This is a genomic window from Pseudomonas kribbensis, from assembly GCF_003352185.1.
GTDB classification, from domain to species: domain Bacteria; phylum Pseudomonadota; class Gammaproteobacteria; order Pseudomonadales; family Pseudomonadaceae; genus Aquipseudomonas; species Aquipseudomonas kribbensis.
On record NZ_CP029608.1, the window covers coordinates 946,177 to 970,983 of the forward strand.

19 protein-coding genes and 1 tRNA gene are annotated in these 24,807 nt (G+C 61.5%); 15 read left to right on the plus strand and 5 right to left on the minus strand.

Annotation, left to right across the window (positions count from 1 at the left end):
* The first annotated feature begins 66 nt into the window (after positions 1 to 66).
* The 5 genes from rbfA to DLD99_RS04290 all read left to right on the plus strand — a co-directional run bounded on the left by rbfA (position 67) and on the right by DLD99_RS04290 (position 4,276).
* The gene (gene rbfA / locus DLD99_RS04270) at positions 67 to 465 is read left to right on the plus strand and encodes a 30S ribosome-binding factor RbfA (protein ID WP_085698395.1); all 399 of its coding nucleotides are present in this window, start codon (positions 67 to 69) and stop codon (positions 463 to 465) included.
* Positions 466 to 469: 4 nt separating this feature from the next.
* Positions 470 to 1,387 (plus strand): tRNA pseudouridine(55) synthase TruB, encoded by a 918-nt coding sequence (gene truB, locus DLD99_RS04275; RefSeq protein WP_007953739.1) that lies wholly within the window; start codon positions 470 to 472, stop codon positions 1,385 to 1,387.
* A 115-nt stretch (positions 1,388 to 1,502) separates the two neighbouring features.
* Complete coding sequence (rpsO, locus tag DLD99_RS04280) at positions 1,503 to 1,772, plus strand: 30S ribosomal protein S15 (RefSeq protein WP_085698397.1); 270 nt, start codon at positions 1,503 to 1,505, stop codon at positions 1,770 to 1,772.
* 193 nt (positions 1,773 to 1,965) lie between these two features.
* Positions 1,966 to 4,071 (plus strand): polyribonucleotide nucleotidyltransferase, encoded by a 2,106-nt coding sequence (pnp, locus tag DLD99_RS04285; RefSeq protein WP_007953735.1) that lies wholly within the window; start codon positions 1,966 to 1,968, stop codon positions 4,069 to 4,071.
* A 129-nt stretch (positions 4,072 to 4,200) separates the two neighbouring features.
* Positions 4,201 to 4,276 (plus strand) — tRNA-Thr (locus DLD99_RS04290).
* Positions 4,277 to 4,283: 7 nt separating this feature from the next.
* On the opposite strand, the gene DLD99_RS04295 is transcribed toward DLD99_RS04290, so the two are convergent.
* Positions 4,284 to 4,793, minus strand: a complete 510-nt coding sequence (locus tag DLD99_RS04295; protein ID WP_114881381.1) for a hypothetical protein — start codon at positions 4,791 to 4,793, stop codon at positions 4,284 to 4,286.
* Positions 4,794 to 5,069: 276 nt separating this feature from the next.
* On the opposite strand from DLD99_RS04295, the gene DLD99_RS04300 reads away from it, so the two are divergent.
* Entirely contained in the window at positions 5,070 to 5,369 is a 300-nt protein-coding gene (locus tag DLD99_RS04300) for a DUF6388 family protein (RefSeq protein ID WP_085711843.1), read from the plus strand.
* 87 nt (positions 5,370 to 5,456) lie between these two features.
* On the opposite strand, the gene nadC is transcribed toward DLD99_RS04300, so the two are convergent.
* On the minus strand, positions 5,457 to 6,305 hold the full coding sequence (gene nadC, locus DLD99_RS04305; RefSeq protein WP_085711842.1) for a carboxylating nicotinate-nucleotide diphosphorylase: 849 nt from the start codon (positions 6,303 to 6,305) through the stop codon (positions 5,457 to 5,459).
* Positions 6,306 to 6,560: 255 nt separating this feature from the next.
* On the opposite strand from nadC, the gene DLD99_RS04310 reads away from it, so the two are divergent.
* From DLD99_RS04310 to DLD99_RS04330, 5 genes are all read left to right on the plus strand, one after another.
* The gene (locus DLD99_RS04310) at positions 6,561 to 8,750 is read left to right on the plus strand and encodes a DUF1631 domain-containing protein (RefSeq protein WP_114881382.1); all 2,190 of its coding nucleotides are present in this window, start codon (positions 6,561 to 6,563) and stop codon (positions 8,748 to 8,750) included.
* A gap of 63 nt (positions 8,751 to 8,813) precedes the next feature.
* Entirely contained in the window at positions 8,814 to 9,374 is a 561-nt protein-coding gene (ampD, locus tag DLD99_RS04315; protein WP_114881383.1) for a 1,6-anhydro-N-acetylmuramyl-L-alanine amidase AmpD, read from the plus strand.
* A complete protein-coding gene (ampE, locus tag DLD99_RS04320; protein WP_085711839.1) occupies positions 9,371 to 10,207 on the plus strand; it encodes a regulatory signaling modulator protein AmpE in 837 nt (278 codons plus the stop codon). The genes ampD and ampE overlap by 4 nt, the downstream gene beginning before the upstream one ends.
* A 1,510-nt stretch (positions 10,208 to 11,717) precedes the next feature.
* Complete coding sequence (locus DLD99_RS29600; protein WP_425273011.1) at positions 11,718 to 12,422, plus strand: methyl-accepting chemotaxis protein; 705 nt, start codon at positions 11,718 to 11,720, stop codon at positions 12,420 to 12,422.
* 153 nt (positions 12,423 to 12,575) lie between these two features.
* On the plus strand, positions 12,576 to 12,965 hold the full coding sequence (locus DLD99_RS04330) for a hypothetical protein (RefSeq protein WP_114881385.1): 390 nt from the start codon (positions 12,576 to 12,578) through the stop codon (positions 12,963 to 12,965).
* On the opposite strand, the gene DLD99_RS04335 is transcribed toward DLD99_RS04330, so the two are convergent.
* Together DLD99_RS04335 and cra are read right to left on the minus strand one after the other, a co-directional pair.
* Entirely contained in the window at positions 12,966 to 13,742 is a 777-nt protein-coding gene (locus DLD99_RS04335) for a TatD family hydrolase (RefSeq protein WP_114881386.1), read from the minus strand.
* A gap of 3 nt (positions 13,743 to 13,745) precedes the next feature.
* A complete protein-coding gene (cra, locus tag DLD99_RS04340) occupies positions 13,746 to 14,741 on the minus strand; it encodes a catabolite repressor/activator (RefSeq protein WP_114881387.1) in 996 nt (331 codons plus the stop codon).
* Positions 14,742 to 15,047: 306 nt separating this feature from the next.
* Here cra and ptsP point away from each other — a divergent pair, with 306 nt between their 5' ends.
* Genes ptsP through DLD99_RS04360 form a run of 4 tightly spaced genes read left to right on the plus strand, consistent with a single transcriptional unit; the run spans position 15,048 to position 22,196 of the window.
* Complete coding sequence (gene ptsP / locus DLD99_RS04345; protein WP_114881388.1) at positions 15,048 to 17,909, plus strand: phosphoenolpyruvate--protein phosphotransferase; 2,862 nt, start codon at positions 15,048 to 15,050, stop codon at positions 17,907 to 17,909.
* Positions 17,909 to 18,850 (plus strand): 1-phosphofructokinase, encoded by a 942-nt coding sequence (gene pfkB / locus DLD99_RS04350; RefSeq protein WP_114881389.1) that lies wholly within the window; start codon positions 17,909 to 17,911, stop codon positions 18,848 to 18,850. Before ptsP ends, pfkB begins: the two co-directional genes overlap by 1 nt.
* A gap of 11 nt (positions 18,851 to 18,861) precedes the next feature.
* Positions 18,862 to 20,595 (plus strand): PTS fructose-like transporter subunit IIB, encoded by a 1,734-nt coding sequence (locus tag DLD99_RS04355; RefSeq protein WP_114881390.1) that lies wholly within the window; start codon positions 18,862 to 18,864, stop codon positions 20,593 to 20,595.
* 59 nt (positions 20,596 to 20,654) lie between these two features.
* Positions 20,655 to 22,196, plus strand: coding sequence for an alkaline phosphatase D family protein (locus DLD99_RS04360; RefSeq protein ID WP_114881391.1), 1,542 nt, complete (start codon positions 20,655 to 20,657; stop codon positions 22,194 to 22,196).
* A 55-nt stretch (positions 22,197 to 22,251) separates the two neighbouring features.
* On the opposite strand, the gene DLD99_RS04365 is transcribed toward DLD99_RS04360, so the two are convergent.
* Positions 22,252 to 24,780 (minus strand): PepSY domain-containing protein, encoded by a 2,529-nt coding sequence (locus DLD99_RS04365; RefSeq protein WP_114881392.1) that lies wholly within the window; start codon positions 24,778 to 24,780, stop codon positions 22,252 to 22,254.
* Positions 24,781 to 24,807 lie beyond the last annotated feature (27 nt).

Below are 24,807 nucleotides of genomic sequence, written 5' to 3' on the forward strand. Positions count from 1 at the left end.
AGGCCGGGCGTTTGCCGCTTTCAGACCTTGCGGGTTTCACCGCGGGGCAGTAACAGGTAACAAATCATGGCAAAAGAATACAGCCGTACCCAACGTATCGGCGATCAGATGCAGCGCGAGCTGGCCCAGCTGATCCGTCGTGAAGTCAAAGATCCGCGTGTCGGCCTGGTCACCATTACCGCTGTTGATGTCAGCCGTGACGTGGGTCACGCGAAGATCTTCATCACCGTGATGGGGCAGGACAACGCCGAAGACATCGCGCAAAGCATCAAGGTGCTCAATGCTGCCGCCGGTTTCCTGCGCATGCAGTTGGCCCGTGAAATGAAGCTGCGCAGCGTGCCTCAATTGCACTTCCACTACGACGAAAGTGTCGCCCGTGGCGCGCACCTGTCGGCTCTGATCGAGCGCGCAGTGGCCGAAGACAGTCAGCACGAAACTGCTGCACCCGAAGACACCAAGGAGTAACTCGGTGGCTCAGGTCAAACGTATCCGTCGTAACGTCAGCGGCATCATCCTGCTCGACAAGCCGTTGGGGTTCACCTCCAACGCCGCGTTGCAGAAGGTTCGCTGGCTGCTCAACGCCGAGAAGGCCGGTCACACCGGCAGTCTCGACCCGCTGGCCACCGGCGTACTGCCGCTGTGCTTTGGCGAGGCGACCAAGTTCTCGCAGTACCTGCTCGATTCCGACAAGGGTTACGAAACCCTGGCGCAACTGGGCAAGACCACCACCACGGCAGACGCCGAGGGCGAGGTTTTGCAGGAGCGTCCGGTGACCGTTGGTCAGGCCGACATTGAAGCGGTCCTGCCGAAATTTCGCGGTCAAATCAGTCAGATACCGCCGATGTACTCGGCTCTCAAGCGTGATGGCCAGCCGCTGTACAAGCTGGCCCGTGCAGGCGAAGTAGTGGAGCGCGAACCGCGTTCTGTTACTATTGCGCGCTTGGAATTGCTGGCCTTCGAAGGCGATACTGCGCGTCTTGCGGTGGATTGCAGCAAGGGCACCTATATTCGTACCTTGGTGGAGGATATCGGTGAGCAACTCGGTTGTGGTGCGTACGTCGCTGAATTGCGCCGTACCCAGGCCGGGCCTTTCACCCTGGCGCAGACCGTGACCCTCGAAGAGCTGGAAGCGGTACATGCCGAAGGCGGCAACGAAGCGGTCGACCGCTTCCTGATGCCATCGGACAGCGGCCTGCAGGATTGGCCACTGCTGCAGTTCTCGGAAGCGAGCGCGTTCTACTGGCTCAACGGCCAGCCGGTACGTGCCCCGGATGCTCCGAAGTTCGGCATGGTGCGGGTACAGGATCATAACGGTCGCTTCATCGGTATCGGTGAAGTGAGCGAAGACGGGCGCATCGCGCCGCGTCGACTGATTCGGTCAGAATGACCGAACGAGTGTGGCTGTTAACAGGCACGGTCACTACTCATTTATAGATACAGGGATTTGTCCCTGGCCTGTTGAAACCGTTTTTGTAACGGTTTCCTGATAAAAGGATTGCCTCATGGCTCTCGACGTTCAAGAAAAAGCCCAAATCGTAGCTGACTACCAGCAAGCTGTTGGTGACACTGGTTCGCCAGAAGTGCAAGTTGCACTGCTGACCGCCAACATCAACAAACTGCAAGGTCACTTCAAGGCCAACGGTAAAGACCACCACTCCCGTCGTGGTCTGATCCGCATGGTAAACCAGCGTCGTAAGCTGCTGGACTACCTGAAAGGCAAGGACCTGAGCCGTTACAGCGCTCTGATCGCTCGCCTGGGTCTGCGTCGCTAATCAGCGATTGCGCTAGAGGTTGGTTGTCTGTCGTGCGTCAACGGGTTTCCCGCTGGCGCATGGCAGGCTCCCAGCCTCAAGTTTTATCTGAACTACCGTTTTACCCGGACAATCAGCGGGCCGATTCCCGACGTTGCCCAAGAATTTCGCAAGAAACCAGTTCCCCCAAGAGCCACAAAGAAGGTAGGACACCGTGAACCCGGTAATCAAAAAATTCCAGTTCGGTCAGTCGACCGTTACCCTCGAGACTGGCCGTATCGCCCGTCAGGCCTCCGGCGCAGTATTGGTCACCGTTGACGACGACGTCAGCGTATTGGTGACCGTAGTCGGTGCCAAGCAAGCCGATCCGGGCAAGGGCTTCTTCCCTCTGTCCGTTCACTACCAGGAAAAGACTTACGCTGCCGGCAAGATCCCTGGCGGTTTCTTCAAGCGTGAAGGCCGTCCTTCCGAGAAAGAAACCCTGACTTCCCGACTGATCGACCGTCCGATCCGTCCGCTGTTCCCTGAAGGCTTCATGAACGAAGTGCAGGTTGTCTGCACCGTTGTTTCCACCAGCAAGAAGACCGATCCGGACATCGCTGCGATGATCGGTACCTCGGCAGCCCTGGCTATCTCGGGCATCCCGTTCGACGGCCCGATCGGCGCCGCCCGCGTTGCTTTCCACGAAAGCACCGGCTACCTGCTGAACCCGACCTACGAGCAGCAAGCTGCCTCGAGCCTGGACATGGTCGTTGCCGGTACTTCGGACGCCGTGCTGATGGTTGAATCGGAAGCCAAAGAGCTGACCGAAGACCAGATGCTGGGCGCGGTACTGTTTGCTCACGACGAGTTCCAGGTCGTGATCAACGCAGTCAAAGAACTGGCTGCCGAAGCGGCCAAGCCAACCTGGACCTGGGCACCGGCTCCGGAAGCTACCGAGCTGCTGGCCGCCATCCGTTCCGAGTTCGGCGAAGCGATCTCCCAGGCTTACACCATCACCATCAAGGCCGACCGTTATGCGCGTCTGGGCGAGCTGCGTGACCAGGTGGTTGCCAAGCTGTCCGGCGAAGAAGGCCAGCCTTCGGCTTCCGACGTCAAAGCTGCTTTCGGCGAAATCGAATACCGCACCGTTCGCGAAAACATCGTTAACGGCAAGCCGCGTATCGACGGTCGCGACACCCGCACCGTACGTCCGCTGAACATCGAAGTCGGCGTTCTGCCGAAGACCCACGGTTCGGCACTGTTCACCCGTGGCGAAACCCAGGCTCTGGTTGTCGCGACGCTGGGCACCGCCCGTGACGCACAGCTGCTGGACACTCTGGAAGGCGAGAAAAAAGACCCGTTCATGCTGCACTACAACTTCCCTCCGTTCTCGGTGGGCGAGTGTGGTCGCATGGGTGGCGCCGGTCGTCGCGAAATCGGTCACGGCCGTCTGGCCCGTCGTTCGGTTTCGGCCATGCTGCCAGCCGCTGACGTGTTCCCGTACACCATCCGTGTGGTTTCGGAAATCACCGAATCCAACGGTTCGAGCTCGATGGCTTCCGTTTGCGGCGCTTCCCTGGCCCTGATGGACGCTGGTGTTCCGATGAAGGCTCCGGTTGCCGGTATCGCCATGGGTCTGGTTAAAGAAGGCGAGAAATTCGCCGTCCTGACCGACATCCTGGGTGACGAAGACCACCTGGGCGACATGGACTTCAAAGTAGCCGGTACCGCCAAAGGTGTTACCGCGCTGCAGATGGACATCAAGATCAAGGGCATCACCGAAGAGATCATGGAAATCGCTCTGGGCCAGGCCCTGGAAGCGCGCCTGAACATCCTCGGCCAGATGAACCAGATCATCGGTCAGTCGCGTACCGAGCTGTCGGCCAACGCTCCGACCATGATCGCGATGAAGATCGACACCGACAAGATCCGTGACGTTATCGGTAAAGGCGGCGCGACCATCCGTGCGATCTGCGAAGAAACCAAGGCTTCGATCGACATCGAAGACGACGGCTCGATCAAGATCTTCGGCGAAACCAAGGAAGCAGCTGAAGCAGCACGTCAGCGCGTTCTGGGTATCACCGCAGAAGCCGAGATCGGCAAGATCTACGTCGGCAAGGTTGAGCGCATCGTCGACTTCGGCGCGTTCGTCAACATCCTGCCGGGCAAGGACGGTCTGGTTCACATCTCGATGCTGAGCGACGCTCGCGTAGAGAAAGTGACCGACATCCTGAAAGAAGGCCAGGAAGTGGAAGTGCTGGTACTGGACGTGGACAACCGCGGCCGTATCAAGCTGTCCATCAAAGACGTGGCAGCGGCCAAGGCTTCGGGCGTTTAATTACCCCGTCGCTTTAGCGCAATGAAAATGCCCCGCCGTGAAAACGGCGGGGCATTTTTTTGTCTGCGAAATATCGAGTCATTCTACGAAGTTGCCGACCTTCAATACCGGTGCTAGGTTTAGCCCACCGCCCGTGTAGCTCAGCCGGTAGAGCAGCGCACTCGTAACGCGAAGGTCGCAGGTTCGATTCCTGTCTCGGGCACCACTTCCCCTTACTTCACCTTGCGGCTCAACTCCTCGACGGTGCGTTTGAGCTGATCCATCGCGCGATCCTGATCGTTGAGCTTCTGCTTCAGGCTGGAGATTTCGCTGTTGTTGGAACTGGAACTGGAACTTGAGCCGCTGTTGCGCTTGAGGTCGTCGACCTGACGGCTCAGCGTATCGATCTGACGGTCCTGTTCCTTGACCTTGCTCTTCAGATCATCAATCTCTCTGCCGCTGGAGCTTGAGCTCGAACCGCTGCTTCGCTTGAGTTCTTCGATCTGACGCGACTGGTCGTTAACGGTGTCGCGCATCTTTTTCAGGTCTTCGACACCGATACCGCTCTTGATCACCACGTCTTTGCCGAAATCGTTGTGAATGGCGGAGATCTGGTCGCCATAGGAAGGGCTGCTGCTACTCAGTTCAACGGCCATTGCGCTGGCCGGCAGGGCCAGTGTGCCCAGCAGGGCGGTCAAAGCGGTGGCGGACACAACAGAAGAAATCTTCGAAAAACGGCGCATCACTGGGTTTCCTTGTGAACAGCGAAGGTGAGTGCCGATATGGCACATCGCTATGACTTGGTAATCCGGTTTATGTTCCGCAGGTCAACTTTTTGTGGGAGAGATGTAAAGACCCGTGTAATTCGCTCACCAAACGTCCTATATTCGCTGTCTGCATGAGCATCGCCCAGCAGTTTTCAGATGATCCCGAATGGTTCCGAAGGCCGGACAATCCGTGTCAGAGAGATCCTTGATGATCCAGATCCATCTTCCATTCTTACGATCAGCGAGAACGCCATGACTGAATTGACCCAAGAGCAACGCCACGAACAAGCGCTGGAGAAGTACAAACTTGATGCGCCGGAGTTGATGGACGAGATCAAGGACCTGAGTCCCGATGAGCAGAAGGACCAGATCCAGTGGGCGTTCGAAGACGAAGCCGAAGCCCAGGGTTTGCAGCCATGGGAACTGACGCTCAAGTACACCAGCACCCCTGAAGAGTTCGAGGCCAAGCGCCTGGAACTGCACAAGGAGGCGGCCGAAGTGCTGGGTGTCGATTGGGAAGAGTACTGCGAGATGAACAATCTCGTCGTATAACGACAGCTGCGAGCGTCGAGCCGCAAGCTACAAGTTAAAGCAGAACAGCTTTTAGCTCGTAACTTGCCGCTTGTAGCTCGCTGCTCCTCAGAGACTGAGGCGCATTGACAGGTCCACGGCCTTCACATCCTTGGTCATCGCACCGATCGAGATGTAATCCACCCCGGTCTGTGCAATCGGCAACAGCGTGCTTTCGTTGATGCCGCCGCTGGCTTCCAGCTTCGCCTTGCCGCCGTTCAGGCGCACGGCTTCGCGCATGTCGTCGAGGCTCAGTTCGTCGAGCATGATGATGTCGGCGCCGGCCGCCAGCGCTTCCTTCAGTTCATCCAGGCTTTCCACTTCGATTTCCACCGGTTTGCCCGGCGCGATCTTGTGCGCGGCGGCAATGGCCTGCGGGATTCCGCCGCTGGCGGCGATATGGTTTTCCTTGATCAGGAACGCGTCGTACAGGCCGATGCGATGGTTATGGCAACCACCGCAGGTGACCGCGTATTTCTGCGCCAGGCGCAGGCCCGGCAGGGTCTTGCGGGTGTCGAGCAGTTTCACGTCGGTTTCGGCGACGAAGTCCGCGAGGTATTGCGCGCGGGTGGCTACGCCGGACAGCAACTGCAGGAAGTTCAGGGCACTGCGTTCACCGGTCAGCAGCGAACGGGCCGGGCCTTCCAGGTGAAACAACGGCTGGTTCGGCGAAACCCGTTCGCCATCGCGCACCTGCCAGTGCACTGCCACCCGAGGGTCGAGCTGACGGAACACCGTATCGACCCACGCTGTGCCGCAGATGACAGCCGCGTCGCGGGTAATGATGGTGGCTTTGGCCAGGCGTTCGGCCGGGATCAGTTGCGCGGTGATGTCGCCGCTGCCGATGTCTTCGAGCAACGCACGGCGCACGTTGGCTTCGATTTCGGCGGTCAAATCGGCGAGACGTAGATTCGGCATAACGGGCTCCACAAACTAAGTGGCCCGATTATAGGGGCATGGCACCGACCAACCCAAGGCAAGAACCTCCCCGTCGACTTGCATCCGGTCGAATTTCTTTGAGCAAACCCGATTCCCGGGTGGTCACTTGAAGGCGTCGGCGTCTAGGGGAAACCCTGACACCTCTGGCGCCGAAGACAACTTTTGCAAGATAATCCGCCTTGCATTTGACGCCATGACTTTGACATCTGCAAATCACCGTTTCAGGAGGCTTGGATGCACAACGACGGGAACGTAGTGCCTTTGCACAAGGCCGCTACCGATCAGGCGACTCACTCGCCGCTCGCCCGCCTGCCTGTGATTCTGCTTCAGGTTCGCGACAAGGCTGCACAGCGCCTGCGCAACGGCCTGCAGGAACTGTTCGATAACGCCGACGATACCCTGTTCGAAATGGCCGACCGGGCCCGCAACGACGTCGAACAGAACATCTTTTTCGAAGCCATGCGCGATCTGCGCCTCAAGCGCAAGAACATCGAGCGCGGCTTTCTCGAACAATTCTTCGAGGCCTTTGTCGGCCTCACTCAATATGATCCCGTGCCGAACGTCGTGCCTCACGCTTTGCAGTACGAGGACACTACGGCGCGCACCGACGACATGGAGCGCAGCGTCGCGATCGAAACGATGGTGGGGCGCGTACTGAATCGTGATGGTTTCGCCCTCGATCAATTGACCGCGCGATTCAATGCGCTGCTCGGCAAATCCCTGGACGATCAACACAACCCGCTGGGCCCGGCAATGCTGTGTGAGTATTTCCTCCAGGCCGGGCGCAACCTGGGCGTGGAGATCAAGGTCAAGCTGATCCTGCTCAAACTGTTCGAGCGCTATGTGCTGGCCGACACCGACCAACTTTTCGCGGAGGCCAACCAACTGTTGGTCGCCACCGGGGTGTTGCCCGAGCTCAAGCCTGCACCGGCCCGCCGGGCCAGGGATCACGCCTCGGCCAGCGCGCACAGCGAGTTCGACGAACACGATCAATCGCCGGCGGACGCGGGCGTGCAGGAAGTTTTCGCTGCACTCCAGGAGTTGCTGTTGCACGTGCGCGGCAGCGTCGCGCCGACCCTTGAACCGAGTGCGGCACCCCAGCCGATTTCCACCCGTGACCTGCTGCGTCTGCTCTCGCACTTGCAGCAGTACGTGCCGGCGTTGGCGGGGCAGGAAGATTTCGATTTGCGCAATCAGCTTGAACAACTGCTGACCCGGGTCAGCGTGAAAAGCGGCAAATCGCGGATCGTCGGCGGTGCGGACGAGGACGTGATCAACCTGGTCGCGATGGTGTTCGACTGCATTCTCGATGACCGCAACCTGCCGGATTCGCTCAAGGCGCTGATCGCCCGCTTGCAGATCCCGATGTTGAAAGTCGCGGTGATCGACAAGAGTTTTTTCAGTCGCAGCAGCCATCCGGCACGACGCCTGCTCAATGAGATCGCCGAAGCGGCCATGGGCTGGGGCGAATGCGACGGCGATGCGCGCGACAGCCTCTATCTGCGCATCGAGCAAGTAGTGCAGCGCTTGCTGACGGATTTCGTCGATGACCCGGCGATTTTCTCCGAGTTGCTGGCGGACTTCCTCACCTTCACCAGCGACGAGCGCCGCCGCAGTGAACTGCTTGAGCAGCGCCTGCGCGATGCCGAAGAGGGCCGGGCGAAAACCGAACTGGCCCGCCTGCGTGTCGAACAGGCGTTGAACCAGGCGATGCTGGGCAAAGTCCTGCCACCGACGGTGGTGACCTTCGTCCAGGCGGCCTGGAGCAAAGTCTTGCTGCTGACGTGCCTCAAGCACGGCGATCAGTCCGCCGAATGGCAGGCCGACGTGCAGACCATGGAGCAGTTGATCTGGAGCGTGCAGCGTCACGAGGATGCCGAGTCGGGCCTGCGTTTGCTGTCACTGGTGCCGGGACTGCTCAAGTCGCTGCGTGACGGGTTGAGTAGCTCGGCGTTCGATCCGTTTGCCACCAGCGAGTTCTTCAGCGCGCTGGAAGCGTTGCACGTTCGTTTGCTCCGGCCTTGCACCGAGCCGGATCAGGCCGAGTCGCCGCCGATGATCCAGGTGTCTCAGGCCATCGTTTTGCAGACCGCCGAAGAAGGTCATCCGATGTTGGGCCCGGAGCGTTTGCCGGCCGATGACGCCAGTCTGCGTCAGGTCGACCAGTTGCGCCTGGGTAGCTGGGTGGCGTTCGAAGAGGATGAGGAACACACCTTGCGCTGCAAACTGGCGGCGATCATCGAGGCGACCGGCAAGTATGTGTTTGTCGACCGCACCGGAACGAAAGTGCAGGAGCGTAGCCGCATCGCACTGGCCATGGAGTTCCGTCGCGGGACGGTGCGGGCGCTGGATGACACCTTGCTGTTCGACCGCGCGCTGGAGTCGGTGCTCGGTAATCTGCGACGGCTCAATCGCGGCAAGTGATCGCACGCCGGGGGCCGATCACGGCATACTGGGCGCAACACAGTCGGCGTTGAAGGAATCGGTATGCAGTTGGATCCCGCAAGCGGGTGGTGTCACGGGGTGCAGGTCTGCCCCTCGCCCAACTTCAATGAACGCCCGGCGGGCGAAGTCTCCCTGTTGGTCATCCACAACATCAGCCTGCCGCCGGCGCAGTTCGCCACCGGCAAGGTGCAGGAATTTTTCCAGAATCGTCTGGATGTCACGGAGCATCCCTATTTTGCAGGGATCGCCGACCTGCGCGTCTCTGCGCATTTCCTGATCGAACGTGACGGCAAGGTCACCCAGTTTGTCTCCTGCCTTGAGCGTGCCTGGCATGCCGGCGTGTCGGTGTTCGAAGGACGGGAAACCTGTAACGATTTTTCCGTGGGCATCGAACTCGAAGGCACCGATGATCTGCCGTTCACCGAGGCGCAGTATCAGGCGTTGGTCGTGCTGACCCGGCATTTGCAAAAAGCGTTTCCAGCGATCACTGTCGAACGTATCTGCGGACATAGCGACATCGCACCCGGACGCAAGACCGACCCTGGACCCGCATTCGACTGGGCACGCTACCGCGCCGCCCTGGCACAAGAGGAAGGACAATGAGTTTTCTGGTGTTACTGCTGGCGGTATGGATCGAGAAGTTCTCGGCCCTGCGCCATCGGGTTCAACGCGATGGCGGATGGATCCGCGAACTGCACAAGCTTGAAAGCGGCAACCTGGCAAAACGGCCGTGGCTGGTGCTGGTCATTCTGGTGCTGCTGCCAGTGGCATTGCTGGGGTTGTTGCTGCTGGTGCTGGAGCCGGTTGCCTATGGCCTGCTGGCCCTGCCGGTGCATTTGCTGGTGGTGATTTACAGCCTGGGGCGCGGCGATCTGCTCGGCGGTCTCGGCCCGTTCCGTGATGCCTGGCGTCGGGAAGACTTGCAAGCCGCCGCTCACGTGGCCAAGCGCGATCTGGATATCTGCGCCGAAAGCGGTGAGCAATTGCTGGAACAAGTGCAGCGGCATCTGTTGTGGCAGGCCTACCAGAGCTTTTTCGCGGTGATTTTCTGGTACTTCCTGCTTGGCCCGGTTGCCGCGCTCAGCTATCGCCTGCTGGCGCTCGCTGAAGAAAACGCACAGAACCCGGCACTGGCCGAGCGGGCAGGGCAGCTACGGCACGCGTTCGACTGGGTGCCGGTGCGCCTGCTGGCGGCGAGTCTGGCTCTGGTCGGCAACTTCGTCGCGGTCAGCCGGATCATGCTGCATGAACTGTTGAACTGGAACATCAGCGCCGCGCAATTGATCAACAGGGTCGGCCTGGCCGCCGGAGAAATTCCGCCCGCCGTCGTCGGCCCGGAAGGCATCAACACCCTCGATTGCCTGTGGGAGCTGCTGCTGCGTGCAGCGGTGTTGTGGTACGCCGGGTTTGCCCTTTGGACCGTCCTGATCCACTGATGCCTGCCTGAAGATCAAAATGTCGCCCGAACGCAGCCCGCGTTCAGGCGATCCTCTGCCGTTAACCTTAAGTTACAAAACCTCCCTTCGATTTGAGCTATACAGAGATAGCGCCCGATAGTGGCTATCTGCTGTCGCCCTGCGCCTGCCAATAAAAACAAGAAAAAACCAAGGGAGACTTCCAGTGAAGAGCTTGCTCTATCCCGCCGTCTCGCTGATGAACCGCCTGAGCTTCGGCATGAAGTTCAGCCTGATCAGCGTGCTGTTCCTGGTACCGATGCTGGTGACCAACTTCTATCTGGTGCGCGATTCCTATCGCGAATTCCAGGGCACCCGGGTGGAGTTGCAAAGCCTCGACCTGCTGGGCAGCAGCCTGACCCTGCGTCGGGATCTGGAAACCCTCAACAACCTGGTGCAGATCAACGTCACGCTCGGTCAGTCGGGCAAGGCCGGCAATGTCGAATCGCAAATCACCAGCCTCGAGCAAAACATTCTGGCGCGCCTGCAAGGGCTGACGGCCATGACCGAGGACCCGGAGCAAATCAAGGTCTTCGATGCCAAGCGCGATGAAATGATCGCCGCGTTCAAGGCCCAGCAAGCGGAGAACTCTCTGCAAAGCAAAAGCGCGCTGATCGGCAAACTGCTGGGTAGTGCGCAGATTTTCAGCCAGATCGTCGCCAGCCAAGCCGGCCTGAGCCGCGACACCCAGAGCGATATTCGCCAACTCAGCGAACTGGTCACCGCGATCACGCCAGCCATCACCCAGACTCTTGGCGAAGGCCGGGCCATGGGCTCTTTTTCGTTGGGGCAGGGGTTTCTCAACAGTTCCTCCAGCACCCGCTTCGATGAGCTGCTGGCACAGATCGAAAAGCTTCAGGGCGAGTACGGGCTGAAACTGCAGGACGCGCTGGGCTCGAGCAAGGCCGCGCGGGATTCGCTGAGTGCGGCGGCCGACGCCAGCAAGGCCACGCTGAAGCAGGCCAGCGAAGTCTTCGAAGAGCAAGTGGTGGTCGCCGAGACCCTCGATGCGCCGTGGCAGGCTTTTTACGATCAGGTCACCGGGCTGATGGAGCGCACATATCAGCTCAACGAAGCCACCCTGAAATTCCTCGACACCCAATTACAACAGCGCCTGACACAGAACCGCACGCACATGGTGTTGCAGGCTGTGGCGCTGTCGGTGGTGTTCGTGCTGATTTTCTACCTCTATGGCGGCTTCTACGCCTCGACCCGCAATACGCTAAAACGTCTTGGCGCGATGATGGACAAAGTCGCGGCCGGGGACATGACGGTCAACTTCGTGGCCCATAGCCGCGATGAGCTGGGCGAACTGGGCGAGGTGTTCAATGGCACGGTGCGCAAGATCCACGACCTGATCGAGCGGGTCGGGCAAACCGTCGGCGAGGTCGAGCGTCAGGCCGGGCAAGTGGAAGATGTCTCGGCGCAGAGCAACCAGGCCGTGGCCGGTCAGCGCACCCAGATCGAGCAGGTGGCCACGGCCATGAACCAGATGTCGGCGACCTCGCAGGAAGTTGCGCGCAGTGCGGCGGCTGCGGTGAGCAGCGCCCACAGCGTCAATGACGAAACCATCAGCGGACGTGGCCTGGTGGAGTCGCAGCAGGGCAGCATCGCGGCACTGGCCAGTGAGATCGATCAGTCGGTGCGGGTGATCAATCAGTTGGCCAGCGACAGCCAGTCGATCAGCAGCGTGCTGGAGGTGATCAAAAGCATTGCCGAGCAGACCAATCTGCTGGCCCTCAACGCGGCGATCGAGGCGGCGCGGGCCGGTGAGCAGGGCCGGGGCTTTGCGGTGGTGGCGGACGAAGTACGGACGCTGGCCAAACGCACTCAGCAATCGACCGAAGAAATCGAGCAGATGATCGCCAAGCTGCACGGCGGGGTCGGCGCGGCGGTGAAGGCCATGGGCGTCAGTCATTCGATGGCCAGCGGCACCGTCGGACAGTCGGAAAAGGTCCAGCAGGCGCTGGAGAACATCCTTGGTGCGGTAGGCATGATCGTCGATCAGAACCAGCAGATCGCCGCTGCCGTGGAGCAGCAGACCGCAGTGGCTCATGACATCGACCAGAACATCGTCGAAATCAACCGTGCCGGCGAGCGCACGGCCGAAGGTGCCTGTCAGACCGAAAGTGCCAGCCGGGCCCTGTCGGCGCAGGTGGTCGAGTTGAAGCAGTTGATCAGCGCCTTCCGGGTTTAAGCAGCCTGCCTCTCCGGAGGCAGGTATGTCGGAATAATTTGTAGTACTTCTTTGCTTACGTTTGTAAGCAATTTCCTGATTTCCTCCGGGCTCTGATTTTTCGTCTTCAATGGATCAAGATCACATCAACTGACCGTTTGGAGGAGGCCACACATGTCTGTTGCAACCCTGGGAGTCCAGGGCCGCTGCGCCCACTGCCAGACCACGCTGCTGCTCAAACCCTGGCAACTGAATGCCATCGCGATCAATGAACCGTTCACCTGCGCTCACTGCCAGAAAACCCTGGAGTTGCGCTGCCCGAAACAGATCAGACGCTTCAAGTCCCTGGATTCGCTGGGCTGGTTACGCTTCAGTGCTTCGTTGACGGTGTGCACCGCGTTGCTGGTGGCGCTGGTGATGGAATGGGTGGGACTGCTCAGTGTGACTGAACAGTTGAATGCTTCACTGATCGTGATTTTCGTGTACTTCGCGCTGGCACGTTTTGTTCGCCACCGTCAGCACATGACCTTGATTCTCGATGCGGCGAAAGCCCACGGCGACTGACTACCAGCCGAACACTTCGCAGCAGTTGGCGGTGCTGGTCTCGGCAAGTTGTTCTGCACTGATATTCATCAATCCCGCCAGCGCGTTGCAGATCGCCGGCAGATGCGCCGGTGTGTTACGCACGCCGGGGTACATGGCGGGCGCCATGTCCGGTGAGTCGGTTTCCAGCACCACCGAGCCCAGCGGTAAATCCGCCAGTACTCGATGCATGCGCAACGCTTGCGGCCAGGTCGGCGCGCCGCCGAGACCCAGTTTGAACCCGAGTTTGATGTATTCCCGCGCCTCTTCACGGCTGCCGGCGAACGCGTGGATGATGCCTCCGCGCTTTAGCTTGAAGCGCTTGAGCGTGGCAATCACCGCCGCGTGGCTGCGCCGCACATGAATCAACGCCGGTAACTCGAAATCCGCTGCCAGTTGCAGTTGCGCGTCGAACAGCGTTTGCTGGCGTTCGCGGTCGAGGGTTTCGATGAAGTAATCCAGTCCGATTTCGCCGACAGCGCACAGTTGTCGATGACCGCGCAGCCGTGTCAGCCAGTCGCCCAACGCAAGCAAGTCTTCCGGCCGATGCTGATCCAGATACACCGGGTGCAAGCCGAAAGCCGCATACAGATCGGGATCGCCTTGCACCAGATCCCACACCCGCTGCCAGTTCCCCTCGTAGACCCCGAGCACCACCATCCGCCGCACCCCGAGGGCGCGGCTTTCGGTCAGCAGCGCCGCGCGGTCGGCGTCGAAGTCGGGGAAGTCCAGATGGGTGTGGCTGTCGATCAGCTCCACGGCTCAGTCCCGGTGAATACGCTGCTTGAAGGTACGGGCGATGGCCTGCACGCCAGGCTGGTAATCAGATTGCTCGACCGCCGCCAGCGCCAGTTCCAGCGCCTTGTCGGCGATCAACTGGTGCTGCTGGGCCATGGCGTTGACCGGCAGCGGCAGGAAGTCCAGCAACTGGGTGTCGCCAAACGTGCCGAGACGCAGCGGGCGGTTTTTCAGCGGGAAGTCATGCAGCGCATCGAACACGCCCTGCAACAGCACGTAGGACGTGGTCACCAGCGCATCCGGCAAATGCCCGAGGCGTTGCAGGAGTTCTTCCATCAATTGCTTGCCGCACTCGCGGCTGAAGGACTCGGCGTGCTCGACCAGCACTTCGCCCTTGAAGCCGGCGAGGGCCTGTTTGAAACCGGCGGCACGCTCCTGGCTGATGCTCAGTTCCGGGCGGGCGCCCAGCAGCACGATCTGTTTCGGCTGCGGGTCGAGCAGGCTTTCGGTCAGGTGCAGGCTGGCCTCGCGGTCGTCGCTGACCACCGAGCAGAAGTGTTCCGGATCCATCACCCGGTCGATGGCGATGACCGGCAAGCCCTTGGCCTGCAACTGGCGGTAGCTGTCGTCACCGGCTGGCAGGCAACTGGCGACGATCAACGCATCACAGCGTCGGGCGCGGAACAGTTGCAGCAGTTGCCGTTCGCTGTCCGGCGCATCGTCGGAGCTGGCGATCAACAACTGATAGCCGCGCGCCCGGGCGCCTTGTTCCAGCAGCTTGGCGATCCGCGCGTAGCTGGGGTTTTCCAGATCCGGCAGGATAAAACCCAGGGTCCGGGTGTGCCGACTGCGCAGCCCGGCCGCCTGTGGATTGGGAGTAAAGCCGTGCTGATCGACCACCGCCCGCACCCGCTCGACGGTCGCGGTGCTGATGCGTTGCTGTTCGGCCTTGCCGTTGATGACGTAGCTGGCGGTGGTCACGGACACTCCGGCCAACCGCGCGATATCACTGAGTTTCAACCCGGGATTTCCTTGTTTTTTCGAGCTTGCCGCCACATTTTCGCCAATCCTACCCGATTCAGGCAGGCGACCATTGTCGCAGCGCATCCGACAAGTTGGACTTCAAGGATGAGACATTATCGAGTAACGTGCCGATCAATCTAGATTAAACGTTTCAGCAAGCGTATTTTCTACGTTTTAGGTGCCTTTGGCCGGTTCTGCCGTGAAACCGCCAAAACTGCCTCCTGAAAGGGAAGCCTACAAGCGCCTAAGCTGCAACCATTCAAAACAATACCTGGCGCACCAACGCGTCAAAAAGGAGATCGCATGCTCGAGCTCACTGTAGAGCAGATATCCATGGGCCAATCGGCTGTGGATAAACCCGCCGCCCTGCAATTGCTGGCCAATCATCTGGTCGCTGATGGTCTGGTCGCCGACGGTTACCTGGCCGGGTTGCAGGCGCGGGAAGCCCAGGGCTCGACCTTTCTCGGTCAGGGGATTGCGATCCCCCATGGCACGCCCGAAACCCGCGATCAGGTATTTGCCACCGGCGTGCGGCTGATGCAGTTTCCCGACGGCGTGGACTGGGGCGACGGCCAGATCGTCTATCTGGCCATCGGCATCGCGGCCAAATCCGACGAACACCTGCGCCTGCTGCAATTACTGACCCGTGCCCTCGGCGAGACCGATCTGGGCCAGGCCCTGCGCCGCGCCAGTTCGCCCGAAGCGCTGCTGAAACTGCTGCAGGGCGCGCCGCAGGAACTGGCACTGGATGCGCAGATGATCGGCCTCGGCGTATCCGCCGATGATTTCGAAGAACTGGTCTGGCGCGGTGCGCGATTGCTGCGCCAGGCCGATTGCGTAAGCAACGGTTTTGCCGGCGTGCTGCAGCAAGTCGAAGCACTGCCGCTGGGCGATGGCCTGTGGTGGTTGCACAGCGAGCAGACCGTGAAGCGTCCGGGCTTGGCGTTCGTCACGCCGGACAAACCGATGCGCTACCTCGGCCAACCTCTCAGCGGTCTGTTTTGCCTGGCCAGTCTCGGCGAAGCGCATCAGGCGTTGCTCGAGCGTTTGTGTGCGCTGCTGATCGAAGGTCGCGGCCATGAACTGGGCCGCGCTACCAGCAGCCGCAAAGTCCTCGAAGTGCTCGGCGGCGAATTGCCTGCCGACTGGCCGAGTGCGCGGATTGCCCTGGCCAACGCCCATGGTCTGCATGCACGGCCGGCGAAGATCCTCGCGCAACTGGCGAAAAGTTTTGACGGCGAAATCCGTGTCCGCATCGTCGACGGTCAGGACAGCGCCGTATCGGTGAAGAGCCTGAGCAAACTGCTGAGCCTCGGTGCCCGTCGTGGCCAGGTGCTGGAAATCATCGCCGAGCCGAGCATCGCTGCCGATGCCTTGCCGGCCTTGCTGGCGGCCATCGAAGAAGGCCTCGGTGAAGAAGTCGAACCGCTGCCGGCGGTGAGTCAGCAGCGCGAAGTCATTGCCGACATCGCCGAAGTCCTGAGCGCCCCGGCCTCCGGCAGCCTGCTGCAAGCGATTCCCGCCGCCCCCGGTATTGCCATCGGCCCGGCACACATTCAGGTCCAGCAAACCATCGATTACCCGTTGCGTGGTGAGTCCGCCGCCATCGAGCGCGAGCGTCTGAAAAACGCCCTGGCTGACGTGCGTCAGGACATTCAGGGCCTGATCGAACGCAGCAAGGCCAAGGCGATCCGCGAGATTTTCATCACCCATCAGGAAATGCTCGACGACCCGGAACTCACCGATGAAGTCGACACCCGCCTCAAGCAAGGCGAAAGCGCCGAGGCCGCGTGGATGGCGGTGATCGAGGCCGCCGCAAAACAACAGGAATCGTTGCAGGACGCCTTGCTCGCCGAACGTGCTGCCGATCTGCGTGATATCGGGCGACGGGTGCTGGCGCAACTGTGCGGCGTGCAGACGCCTGCCGAGCCTGAGCAACCGTACATTCTGGTGATGGATGAGGTCGGTCCGTCCGATGTGGCGCGGCTGGATCCGGCGCGGGTCGCGGGGATTCTCACCGCCCGCGGCGGCGCCACCGCTCACAGTGCCATTGTGGCTCGTGCGCTGGGCATTCCGGCACTGGTCGGTGCGGGCGCAGCGGTGTTGCTGCTGAATCCGGGCACGCCGTTGCTGCTCGACGGCCAGCGCGGTCGCCTGCATGTCGATGCGGATGCCGCGACCCTGCAACGCGCCAGCGAAGAACGCGACACCCGTGAACAACGCCTGAAAGCCGCCGCCGAACAACGTCATCAACCGGCGCACACCACCGACGGCCACGCCGTGGAGGTGTTCGCCAACATCGGTGAAAGCGCCGGAGTGATCAGCGCGGTGGAGCAGGGTGCCGAAGGCATCGGTCTGCTGCGCACCGAACTGATTTTCATGGCTCACCCGCAGGCGCCGGACGAGGCGACTCAGGAGGCTGAATACCGCCGCGTCCTCGATGGCCTCGCCGGCCGGCCGCTGGTGGTGCGTACCCTCGACGTCGGCGGTGACAAACCGCTGCCGTATTGGCCGATTGCCAAGGAAGAAAACCCGTTCCTCGGTGTGCGCGGGATTCGCCTGACCCTGCAGCGTCCGCAGATCATGGAAGCGCAGTTGCGCGCTTTGCTGCGTTCGGCGGATAACCGTCCGCTGCGCATCATGTTCCCGATGGTCGGCAGCGTCGACGAATGGCGTCAGGCCCGGGACATGACCGAGCGCCTGCGCCTGGAAATCCCGGTCGCCGACCTGCAACTGGGGATCATGATCGAAGTGCCGTCCGCCGCGTTGCTGGCGCCGGTGCTGGCCAAGGAAGTGGATTTTTTCAGCGTCGGCACCAACGACTTGACCCAATACACCCTGGCCATCGACCGTGGTCATCCGACCCTGTCCGCCCAGGCTGACGGCCTGCACCCGGCGGTGCTGCAACTGATCGACATCACCGTTCGCGCGGCCCATGCCCATGGGAAATGGGTCGGCGTCTGCGGCGAGCTGGCGGCGGATCCGCTGGCGGTGCCGGTGCTGGTCGGCCTCGGTGTGGATGAACTGAGCGTGTCCGGGCGCAGTATCGCCGAGGTCAAGGCGCGCATCCGCGAACTCAGCCTGACCCAGACGCAAACCCTTGCTCAACAAGCCCTGGCCGTGGGCAGCGCCAACGAAGTGCGCGCATTAGTGGAGGCCCTGTAATGGCCAAGATTCTTACCCTGACCCTCAACCCGGCGCTGGACCTCACGGTGCAGTTGCCGCGTCTGGAGGCCGGTCAGGTCAATCGCAGCGACGAGATGCACACCCACGCTGCCGGTAAAGGCGTGAACGTCGCTCAGGTGCTCGCCGATCTCGGTCATCAACTGACCGTCAGCGGATTTCTCGGCGAAGACAATCTGCAGGCGTTCGAAACCCTGTTCGCCAAGCGTGGTTTCACGGATGCCTTTATTCGTGTGCCAGGTGAAACCCGCAGCAACATCAAGGTCGCGGAACAGGACGGACGAATCACCGACATCAACGGTCCGGGGCCGGTGGTCGGCGTGGTGGCGCAACAGGCGTTGCTGGATCGACTGGTGCAGATTGCGCCGGGGCATGACGCGGTGGTGGTCGCCGGCAGTCTGCCGCGCGGGGTCAGTGCGAAGTGGTTGCGCGAACTGATCAAGCGTCTGAAAGCCTTGGGTCTGAAGGTGGCGCTGGACACCAGCGGCGAAGCGTTGCGCACCGCACTCAAGGCCGGCCCGTGGCTGATCAAACCGAATACCGAAGAACTGGCCGATGCGCTGGAGTGTGAAGTGTTGTCCCATGTCGCAGAGGCAGATGCGGCCAGTCGTTTGCACGCTCAAGGCATCGAGCATGTGGTGATCTCCCACGGCGCCGACGGTGTGAACTGGTTCAGCGTCGGCTCGGCGTTGCATGCCACGCCGCCGAAGGTCAGCGTCGCCAGCACGGTCGGTGCCGGTGATTCGTTGCTGGCCGGCATGCTCCACGGTCTGCTCAGCGCCGACACGCCGGAACAGACCCTGCGCACGGCCACGGCGATTGCGGCGCAGGCGGTGACCCAGATCGGATTCGGTATTCACGATGCTGCGCAACTGACGCAGCTCGAACAGGGCGTGCGCGTGCGTCCCCTGACAGAACAATAAGAGGGTTTGTCATGAAGTTAGCCATTGTCACGGCCTGCCCGAACGGCATGGTCACCAGTGTGCTGTGCGCCCGGCTGCTGGATGCTGCGGCCCAGCGTCAGGGCTGGAGCACCAGCGTCGAGGTGGTGGATGCGGCGCACCCGGAGCGCGCGTTGTCGGCAGCCACTATCGAGGCGGCGGAGTGGGTGTTGCTGGTAGCCACCGGCGATATCGACATGACGCGTTTCATCGGCAAGCGCGTATTCCGGATCGCGCCGGCGCAAGCGCTTCAGGATGTCGAAGCGGTGCTGCGACGCGGTACCGAAGAAGCCGAAATCCATGTCGCCAGCGAAGCTGTCCCGATTGCCGTCGAGCAGCGCGTGCCGCGCATTGTCGCCGTCACCGCATGCCCGACCGGCGTGGCTCACACCTTCATGGCCGCCGAAGCGTTGCAGCAAACCGCCAAGCGTCTGGGCTATGAGTTTCAGGTAGAAACCCAGGGTTCGGTAGGGGCCAAGAATCCCCTGAGCGCGGCGGCGATTGCCGAGGCCGACGTGGTGCTGCTGGCAGCCGATATCGAAGTCGCCACCGAGCGTTTCGCCGGCAAGAAGATCTACCGCTGCGGCACCGGGATCGCCTTGAAGCAATCCGAAACCACACTGAAAAAGGCGCTGGCCGAAGGCAAGCAGGAAAGCGCCGCGAGCGACGGCAAGGCTCCGGCCAAACAAGAGAAAACCGGCGTCTACAAACACCTGCTGACCGGTGTCTCGTTCATGTTGCCGATGGTGGTGGCGGGCGGCTTGATGATCGCTTTGTCGTTTGTGTTCGGCATCACCGCGTTCAAGGAAGAAGGCACGCTGGCGGCGGCGCTGATGCAGATCGGTGGCGAGACTGCGTTCAAATTGATGGTGCCGTTGCTGGCCGGTTACATCGCCTACTCGATTGCCGACCGTCCGGGCCTGGCGCCGGGGATGATCGGCGGGTTGCTGGCAAGCACGTTGGGCGCCGGCTTCATCGGCGGGATCGTCGCCGGTTTCATCGCCGGTTATGCGGCGAAGCTGATCAGTCGTTATGTGGCGTTGCCGCAGAGTCTGGAAGCACTGAAGCCGATTCTGATCATCCCGCTGTTCGCCAGCCTGATCACCGGGCTGGTGATGATTTACGTGGTCGGCAAACCGGTGGCCGGGATGCTCGCGGCGCTGACGCACTTCCTCGACAGCATGGGCACCACCAACGCGATCCTGCTAGGTGTGTTGCTGGGCGGCATGATGTGCGTCGACCTCGGCGGGCCGATCAACAAGGCTGCCTATGCGTTCTCGGTGGGGCTGCTGGCTTCCCAGAGTTACGCACCGATGGCCGCGACCATGGCTGCCGGCATGGTGCCGCCGATTGGTCTGGGCATCGCCACCTTCATCGCGCGGCGCAAGTTTGCCCAGACCGAACGCGAGGCGGGCAAGGCGGCGCTGGTACTGGGCTTGTGCTTTATCTCCGAAGGGGCGATTCCGTTTGCTGCGAAAGACCCGTTGCGGGTGATCCCGGCGAGCATTGCCGGCGGTGCGCTGACCGGTGCGTTGTCGATGTACTTCGGCTGCAAGCTGATGGCGCCCCACGGTGGACTGTTTGTGCTGGCGATTCCGAATGCGATCAACCATGCGCTGCTGTATCTGCTGGCCATCGTTGCGGGCAGCCTGTTGACGGCGGTGGTGTATGCGCTGGTCAAGCGTCCGGAAGCGGTCGAGCTGGCGCTGGAGCCGGCCAACGCCTGAGGTGTCACACCCGCTTCATCTGGTGATGGTTAAGTTTTCCTTTTTTCAGGGAGAACAGCATGAGCGATTTCAACCTCGGTCGCCGGCGTGTGATGCAAGTGGTCGGCGCCGGTTTGCTGATGCCGGGGCTGGCCCCGGCAGTCATTGCTTCGGTCAAGGATCGACCGCAACTCACCGACGGCGTGCAGTCCGGCGACCTGCAGGGCGACCGGGCGATGATCTGGAGCCGCAGCGACCGTCCGGCGCGGATGGTGGTGGAATGGGACACCCGCAGTCAGTTCCGCCATCCTCGGCGCGTCATCTCCGCGCTGGCCGATGCCCGCAGCGATTTCACCGCCCGCGTCGAACTCACCGGATTGCCCGCCGATCAGGCGATTTTCTACCGCGTATATTTCAAGGACGCCCAGACCGGCGTCGCCAGCGAACCGTGGCTCGGCCACCTGCGCAGTGCGCCGACAGCCCGGCGAAATATCCGATTCGTCTGGAGCGGCGACACGGTCGGCCAGGGCTTCGGCATCAATCCGGACATCGGCGGCATGCGCATCTACGAATCCATGCGTTTGCGCCTGCCGGACTTCTTTATCCACAGCGGCGACACCATCTACGCCGACGGCCCGGTGCCGGCGCAACTGACCACCGAGGGTGGCCGCGTGTGGCGCAACCTCACCACGGAAGCGAAGAGCAAGGTCGCCCAGACCCTCGACGATTATCGCGGCAACTATCGCTACAACCTGATGGATGAAAACATCCGCCGCTTCAACGCCGAAGTGCCGCAGATCTGGCAGTGGGACGACCATGAAGTGGTCAACAACTGGTCGCCGGGCAAACAGCTCGACGAGCGCTATCAGGAAAAAGATATCCACACCCTGGTCGGGCGTGCGCGTCAGGCCTGGCTCGAATATTCGCCGATGCGCCGTCAGGCAGCAGACGGTGGCGGGCGGATCTATCGCAAGCTGAGCTATGGGCCGATGCTCGATGTGTTCGTGCTCGACATGCGCAGCTATCGCGGCGCCAACGACGACAATCTCGGCGCGGAAAAACCGTTCCTCGGGCGTGAGCAACTGAAATGGCTCAAGCGCGGATTGAAGGCCTCGAAAGCCCAGTGGAAGGTGATCGCTGCCGACATGCCGATCGGTCTTGGCGTGCCGGACGGTGAAGTCAGCCCCGGCGTGCCGCGTTGGGAAGCGGTAGCCAACGGCGATCCCGGCCCGGCTCAGGGGCGCGAGCTGGAAGTCGCGGAATTGCTCGGGTTTCTGCGGGCACATCAAGTGCGCAATTTCGTGTTCCTGACAGCGGACGTGCATTACTGCGCAGCCCATCACTATCACCCGGATCGCGCAGCGTTCCAGGATTTCGAACCGTTCTGGGAGTTTGTCGCAGGGCCTCTGAATGCCGGGAGTTTCGGGCCCAATCCGCTGGACAAGACCTTTGGCCCGGAAGTCGTGTTCCAGAAAGCGCCGCCGACGCAAAACGCCTCACCGTTTGCCGGATTCCAGTTTTTTGGCGAGGTGAATATCGAAGGGCAGAGCGGGGAGATGAGTGTGGTGTTGCGGGATCTGAACGGGGTGGCGGTGTTTGAGCAGAAGCTGCAGCCGACCTGAGTTCAGCGCAAACAAACTGTGGGAGCGAACTTGCTCCCACAGTTGTTATTTATGGTCAGTAAACGTCGCGGCGGTAGCGACCCTGTTCGATCAGGCGTTCGACTTCTTCCGCGCCGAGGATGTCATGCAGCGCCAGGTCGACGCCTGACGCCATGCCTTGCAGGCTGCCGCAGATGTAGATCACGGCACCGTCCGCCAGCCACTTCTTCAGTTCACCAGCCGATTCGCGCAAGCGGTCCTGCACGTAGATCTTCTCGGCCTGATCCCGGGAGAACGCCAGGTCCAGTCGCGCCAGATCACCATTGATCAACCACTCTTCCAGCTCCGCTCGACAGAGGAAATCGTGTTCCCGATTGCGCTCGCCGAACAACAGCCATTGGCACTGTTGACCGTCGGCAATCCGCGCCTTGAGCAGACTACGCAAACCGGCAAGGCCGGTGCCGTTACCCAACAGGATCATCGGCACAGGCTGGTTCGGCAGGTGGAACCCGCTGTTGCGCCGTACTCGCAGGCTGATGCTGCCGCCCACTGGAGCGTGCTCGGTCAGCCAGCCGGAGCCGATGCCGAGGGTGCCGTCGCTGTGCTGTTCCTGACGCACGATCAGTTCCAGCACGCCGTCGGCGGCAATCGAGGCGATCGAGTATTCGCGCATCGCCAGCGGCACCATCGCATCTACCAGCGCCTGAGCATGCAGGCCCACCAGATGCGCGCGATGCTCGGGCAACTGGCGGGTGGCGAGGGCCACTTCCAGCGATTCTTCCAGACCGTTGACCTTCACGCTGGTCTCGCCACGAATGCCGAGTCCGTCGAGGAAATGCTCGATGGCCCACGGGCAGTTGCGCGGCAGCACTTCCACCAGATCGCCGGCCAGCCAGCTGCTGGTATCCGGTGCGGAAAGCCCCAGCAGGAAAACCGGCGAGCCGCTGCTGTCAGGGTTCATCAACTCACGACGGACCAGCGTCCAGTTGCCGTAGCTCGGTGCCTGCCAGGTATCGACCGGCACCTGGCCGGTAATCAGGCCCAGCTGGGTCTGCCAGTGCCGCAGCGCGTAAGGGTCGCCGCTATCGACTTCCACCGGGGCGAACAGGGTCTTGCCGCCATGCTCCCCCAGCCATTGATGCAGGCGTCGGGCGAAACCGCAGAAGTGCTGATACTGACGGTCGCCGAGACCGAGCACCGAGTAGTTGAGGTTGTCGAGAGCCGAGGCACGGGTCAGCACTTTGCGTTCGAAACCGCGAGCGCTGTCCGGCGCCTCGCCGTCACCGAACGTGCTGACCACGAACAGCGCGTTGTTTGATTCCTGCAGATCCTGTTCGCTGACATTCGCCAGCGGCTGCACCTTCACCGGCAAACCGGCGGCCTGCAACTGGCCGGCGGTCTGCCACGCCAGTTGTTCGGCAAAACCGCTCTGGCTGGCGAAGCCGATCAGCCACGCCGGGCCATCACCGGCCGGTTGTTCGAGACCCTGACGGGCATCCTTGATCTGCTTTTTCTTGCGTCGGCGGTCCAGGTACAACAACCAGCCTGTGATGAAGAACAGTGGCATCAGCACCGCCGCGACGGTCACGATGATTCGTCCGACCAGACCGAAATAGCTGCCGACATGCAGCGCATAAATGCTGGTCAGCAATTGCGCCTTGAAGCTCTTGTCGGCGTAACGGTCGACCCGTTTGACGACACCGGTGGCCGGGTCGAGAGTGATCTGGTTCAGCGCGCGCTCGTGGGGTGAGCTGTCGAGCAGGTAGAACACGGTCGCCGGCTGACCGGCCACTGGCGGCATGCGGATGTTGTAGGAGGCGAGGCCCGGGCCGGCGGCGCTGTAGATGCTGATCCACATGGCCGCGTAATCGGCAGTTGGCGCCGGACCTTCGGGAGCCGGACCACGGCCGCCACGCACGCGCTCGTTCTGCGGTGCATCCGACAGCAATTTCGTCAGGCCTTTGTTGTACCACTCGTAGGACCAGGACAATCCGGTCAGTGCCAGCAGCAGATAGACCAGCATGCACCAGGTGCCGAACACCGAGTGCAGGTCCCAGTTGAAGCTGCGGCCCTTTTTCTTCCAGTCCAGGGTCAGCCACACGCGCCAGCTGTTCCACTGGCGCGGCCAGCGCAGATAGAGGCCTGAAAGGCAGAAGAACAGCAGCATCAGGGTGCAGGCGCCGGTGATGTTGCGGCCGGTATCACCCATGGCGAGAAACCGGTGCAACTGCAGCATCAGGCCGAAGAAATCCTGGCCGGTGGCCTCGCCCTTGAATTCGGCGGTGTAGGGATCGAAGTAACGCATCTCGCCACGGCGCTCGCCTTTCGGCGGGGTGAACCAGACGCGCCCGGCGGTGCCGCTTTCGGTCTCGACCGAGAGCATCGAGACTTTCTTGCCCGAGGCGGCTTCGATCTGCGCCACCAGGTCGGCGGGCGGCAGGACGCCGGCGACCTGTTTCTCCACCTGCAACACGGAGGGGTTGAGGGCTTTCAGGATCTCGTCCTGAAACGAATAGGCAGCGCCGGTGATGCCCATCAGGGCCAGCACCAGCCCGGCAGTGATGCCAAAAAACCAGTGCAACTGGAACAGGGTTTTCTTCAACACGTCGCTAGCCTTGTCCGTTCGAAAGTG

Bases quoted from the DNA above. Each gene is read 5' to 3' on its own strand.
- rbfA (WP_085698395.1), top strand. From the start codon at position 67: ATGGCAAAAGAATACAGCCGTACCCAACGTATCGGCGATCAGATGCAG.
- rpsO (WP_085698397.1), top strand. From the start codon at position 1,503: ATGGCTCTCGACGTTCAAGAAAAAGCCCAAATCGTAGCTGACTACCAG.
- DLD99_RS04295 (WP_114881381.1), bottom strand. From the start codon at position 4,793: ATGCGCCGTTTTTCGAAGATTTCTTCTGTTGTGTCCGCCACCGCTTTG.
- DLD99_RS04300 (WP_085711843.1), top strand. From the start codon at position 5,070: ATGACTGAATTGACCCAAGAGCAACGCCACGAACAAGCGCTGGAGAAG.
- nadC (WP_085711842.1), bottom strand. From the start codon at position 6,305: ATGCCGAATCTACGTCTCGCCGATTTGACCGCCGAAATCGAAGCCAAC.
- DLD99_RS04310 (WP_114881382.1), top strand. From the start codon at position 6,561: ATGCACAACGACGGGAACGTAGTGCCTTTGCACAAGGCCGCTACCGAT.
- ampD (WP_114881383.1), top strand. From the start codon at position 8,814: ATGCAGTTGGATCCCGCAAGCGGGTGGTGTCACGGGGTGCAGGTCTGC.
- ampE (WP_085711839.1), top strand. From the start codon at position 9,371: ATGAGTTTTCTGGTGTTACTGCTGGCGGTATGGATCGAGAAGTTCTCG.
- DLD99_RS29600 (WP_425273011.1), top strand. From the start codon at position 11,718: ATGTCGGCGACCTCGCAGGAAGTTGCGCGCAGTGCGGCGGCTGCGGTG.
- DLD99_RS04330 (WP_114881385.1), top strand. From the start codon at position 12,576: ATGTCTGTTGCAACCCTGGGAGTCCAGGGCCGCTGCGCCCACTGCCAG.
- ptsP (WP_114881388.1), top strand. From the start codon at position 15,048: ATGCTCGAGCTCACTGTAGAGCAGATATCCATGGGCCAATCGGCTGTG.
- pfkB (WP_114881389.1), top strand. From the start codon at position 17,909: ATGGCCAAGATTCTTACCCTGACCCTCAACCCGGCGCTGGACCTCACG.
- DLD99_RS04355 (WP_114881390.1), top strand. From the start codon at position 18,862: ATGAAGTTAGCCATTGTCACGGCCTGCCCGAACGGCATGGTCACCAGT.
- DLD99_RS04360 (WP_114881391.1), top strand. From the start codon at position 20,655: ATGAGCGATTTCAACCTCGGTCGCCGGCGTGTGATGCAAGTGGTCGGC.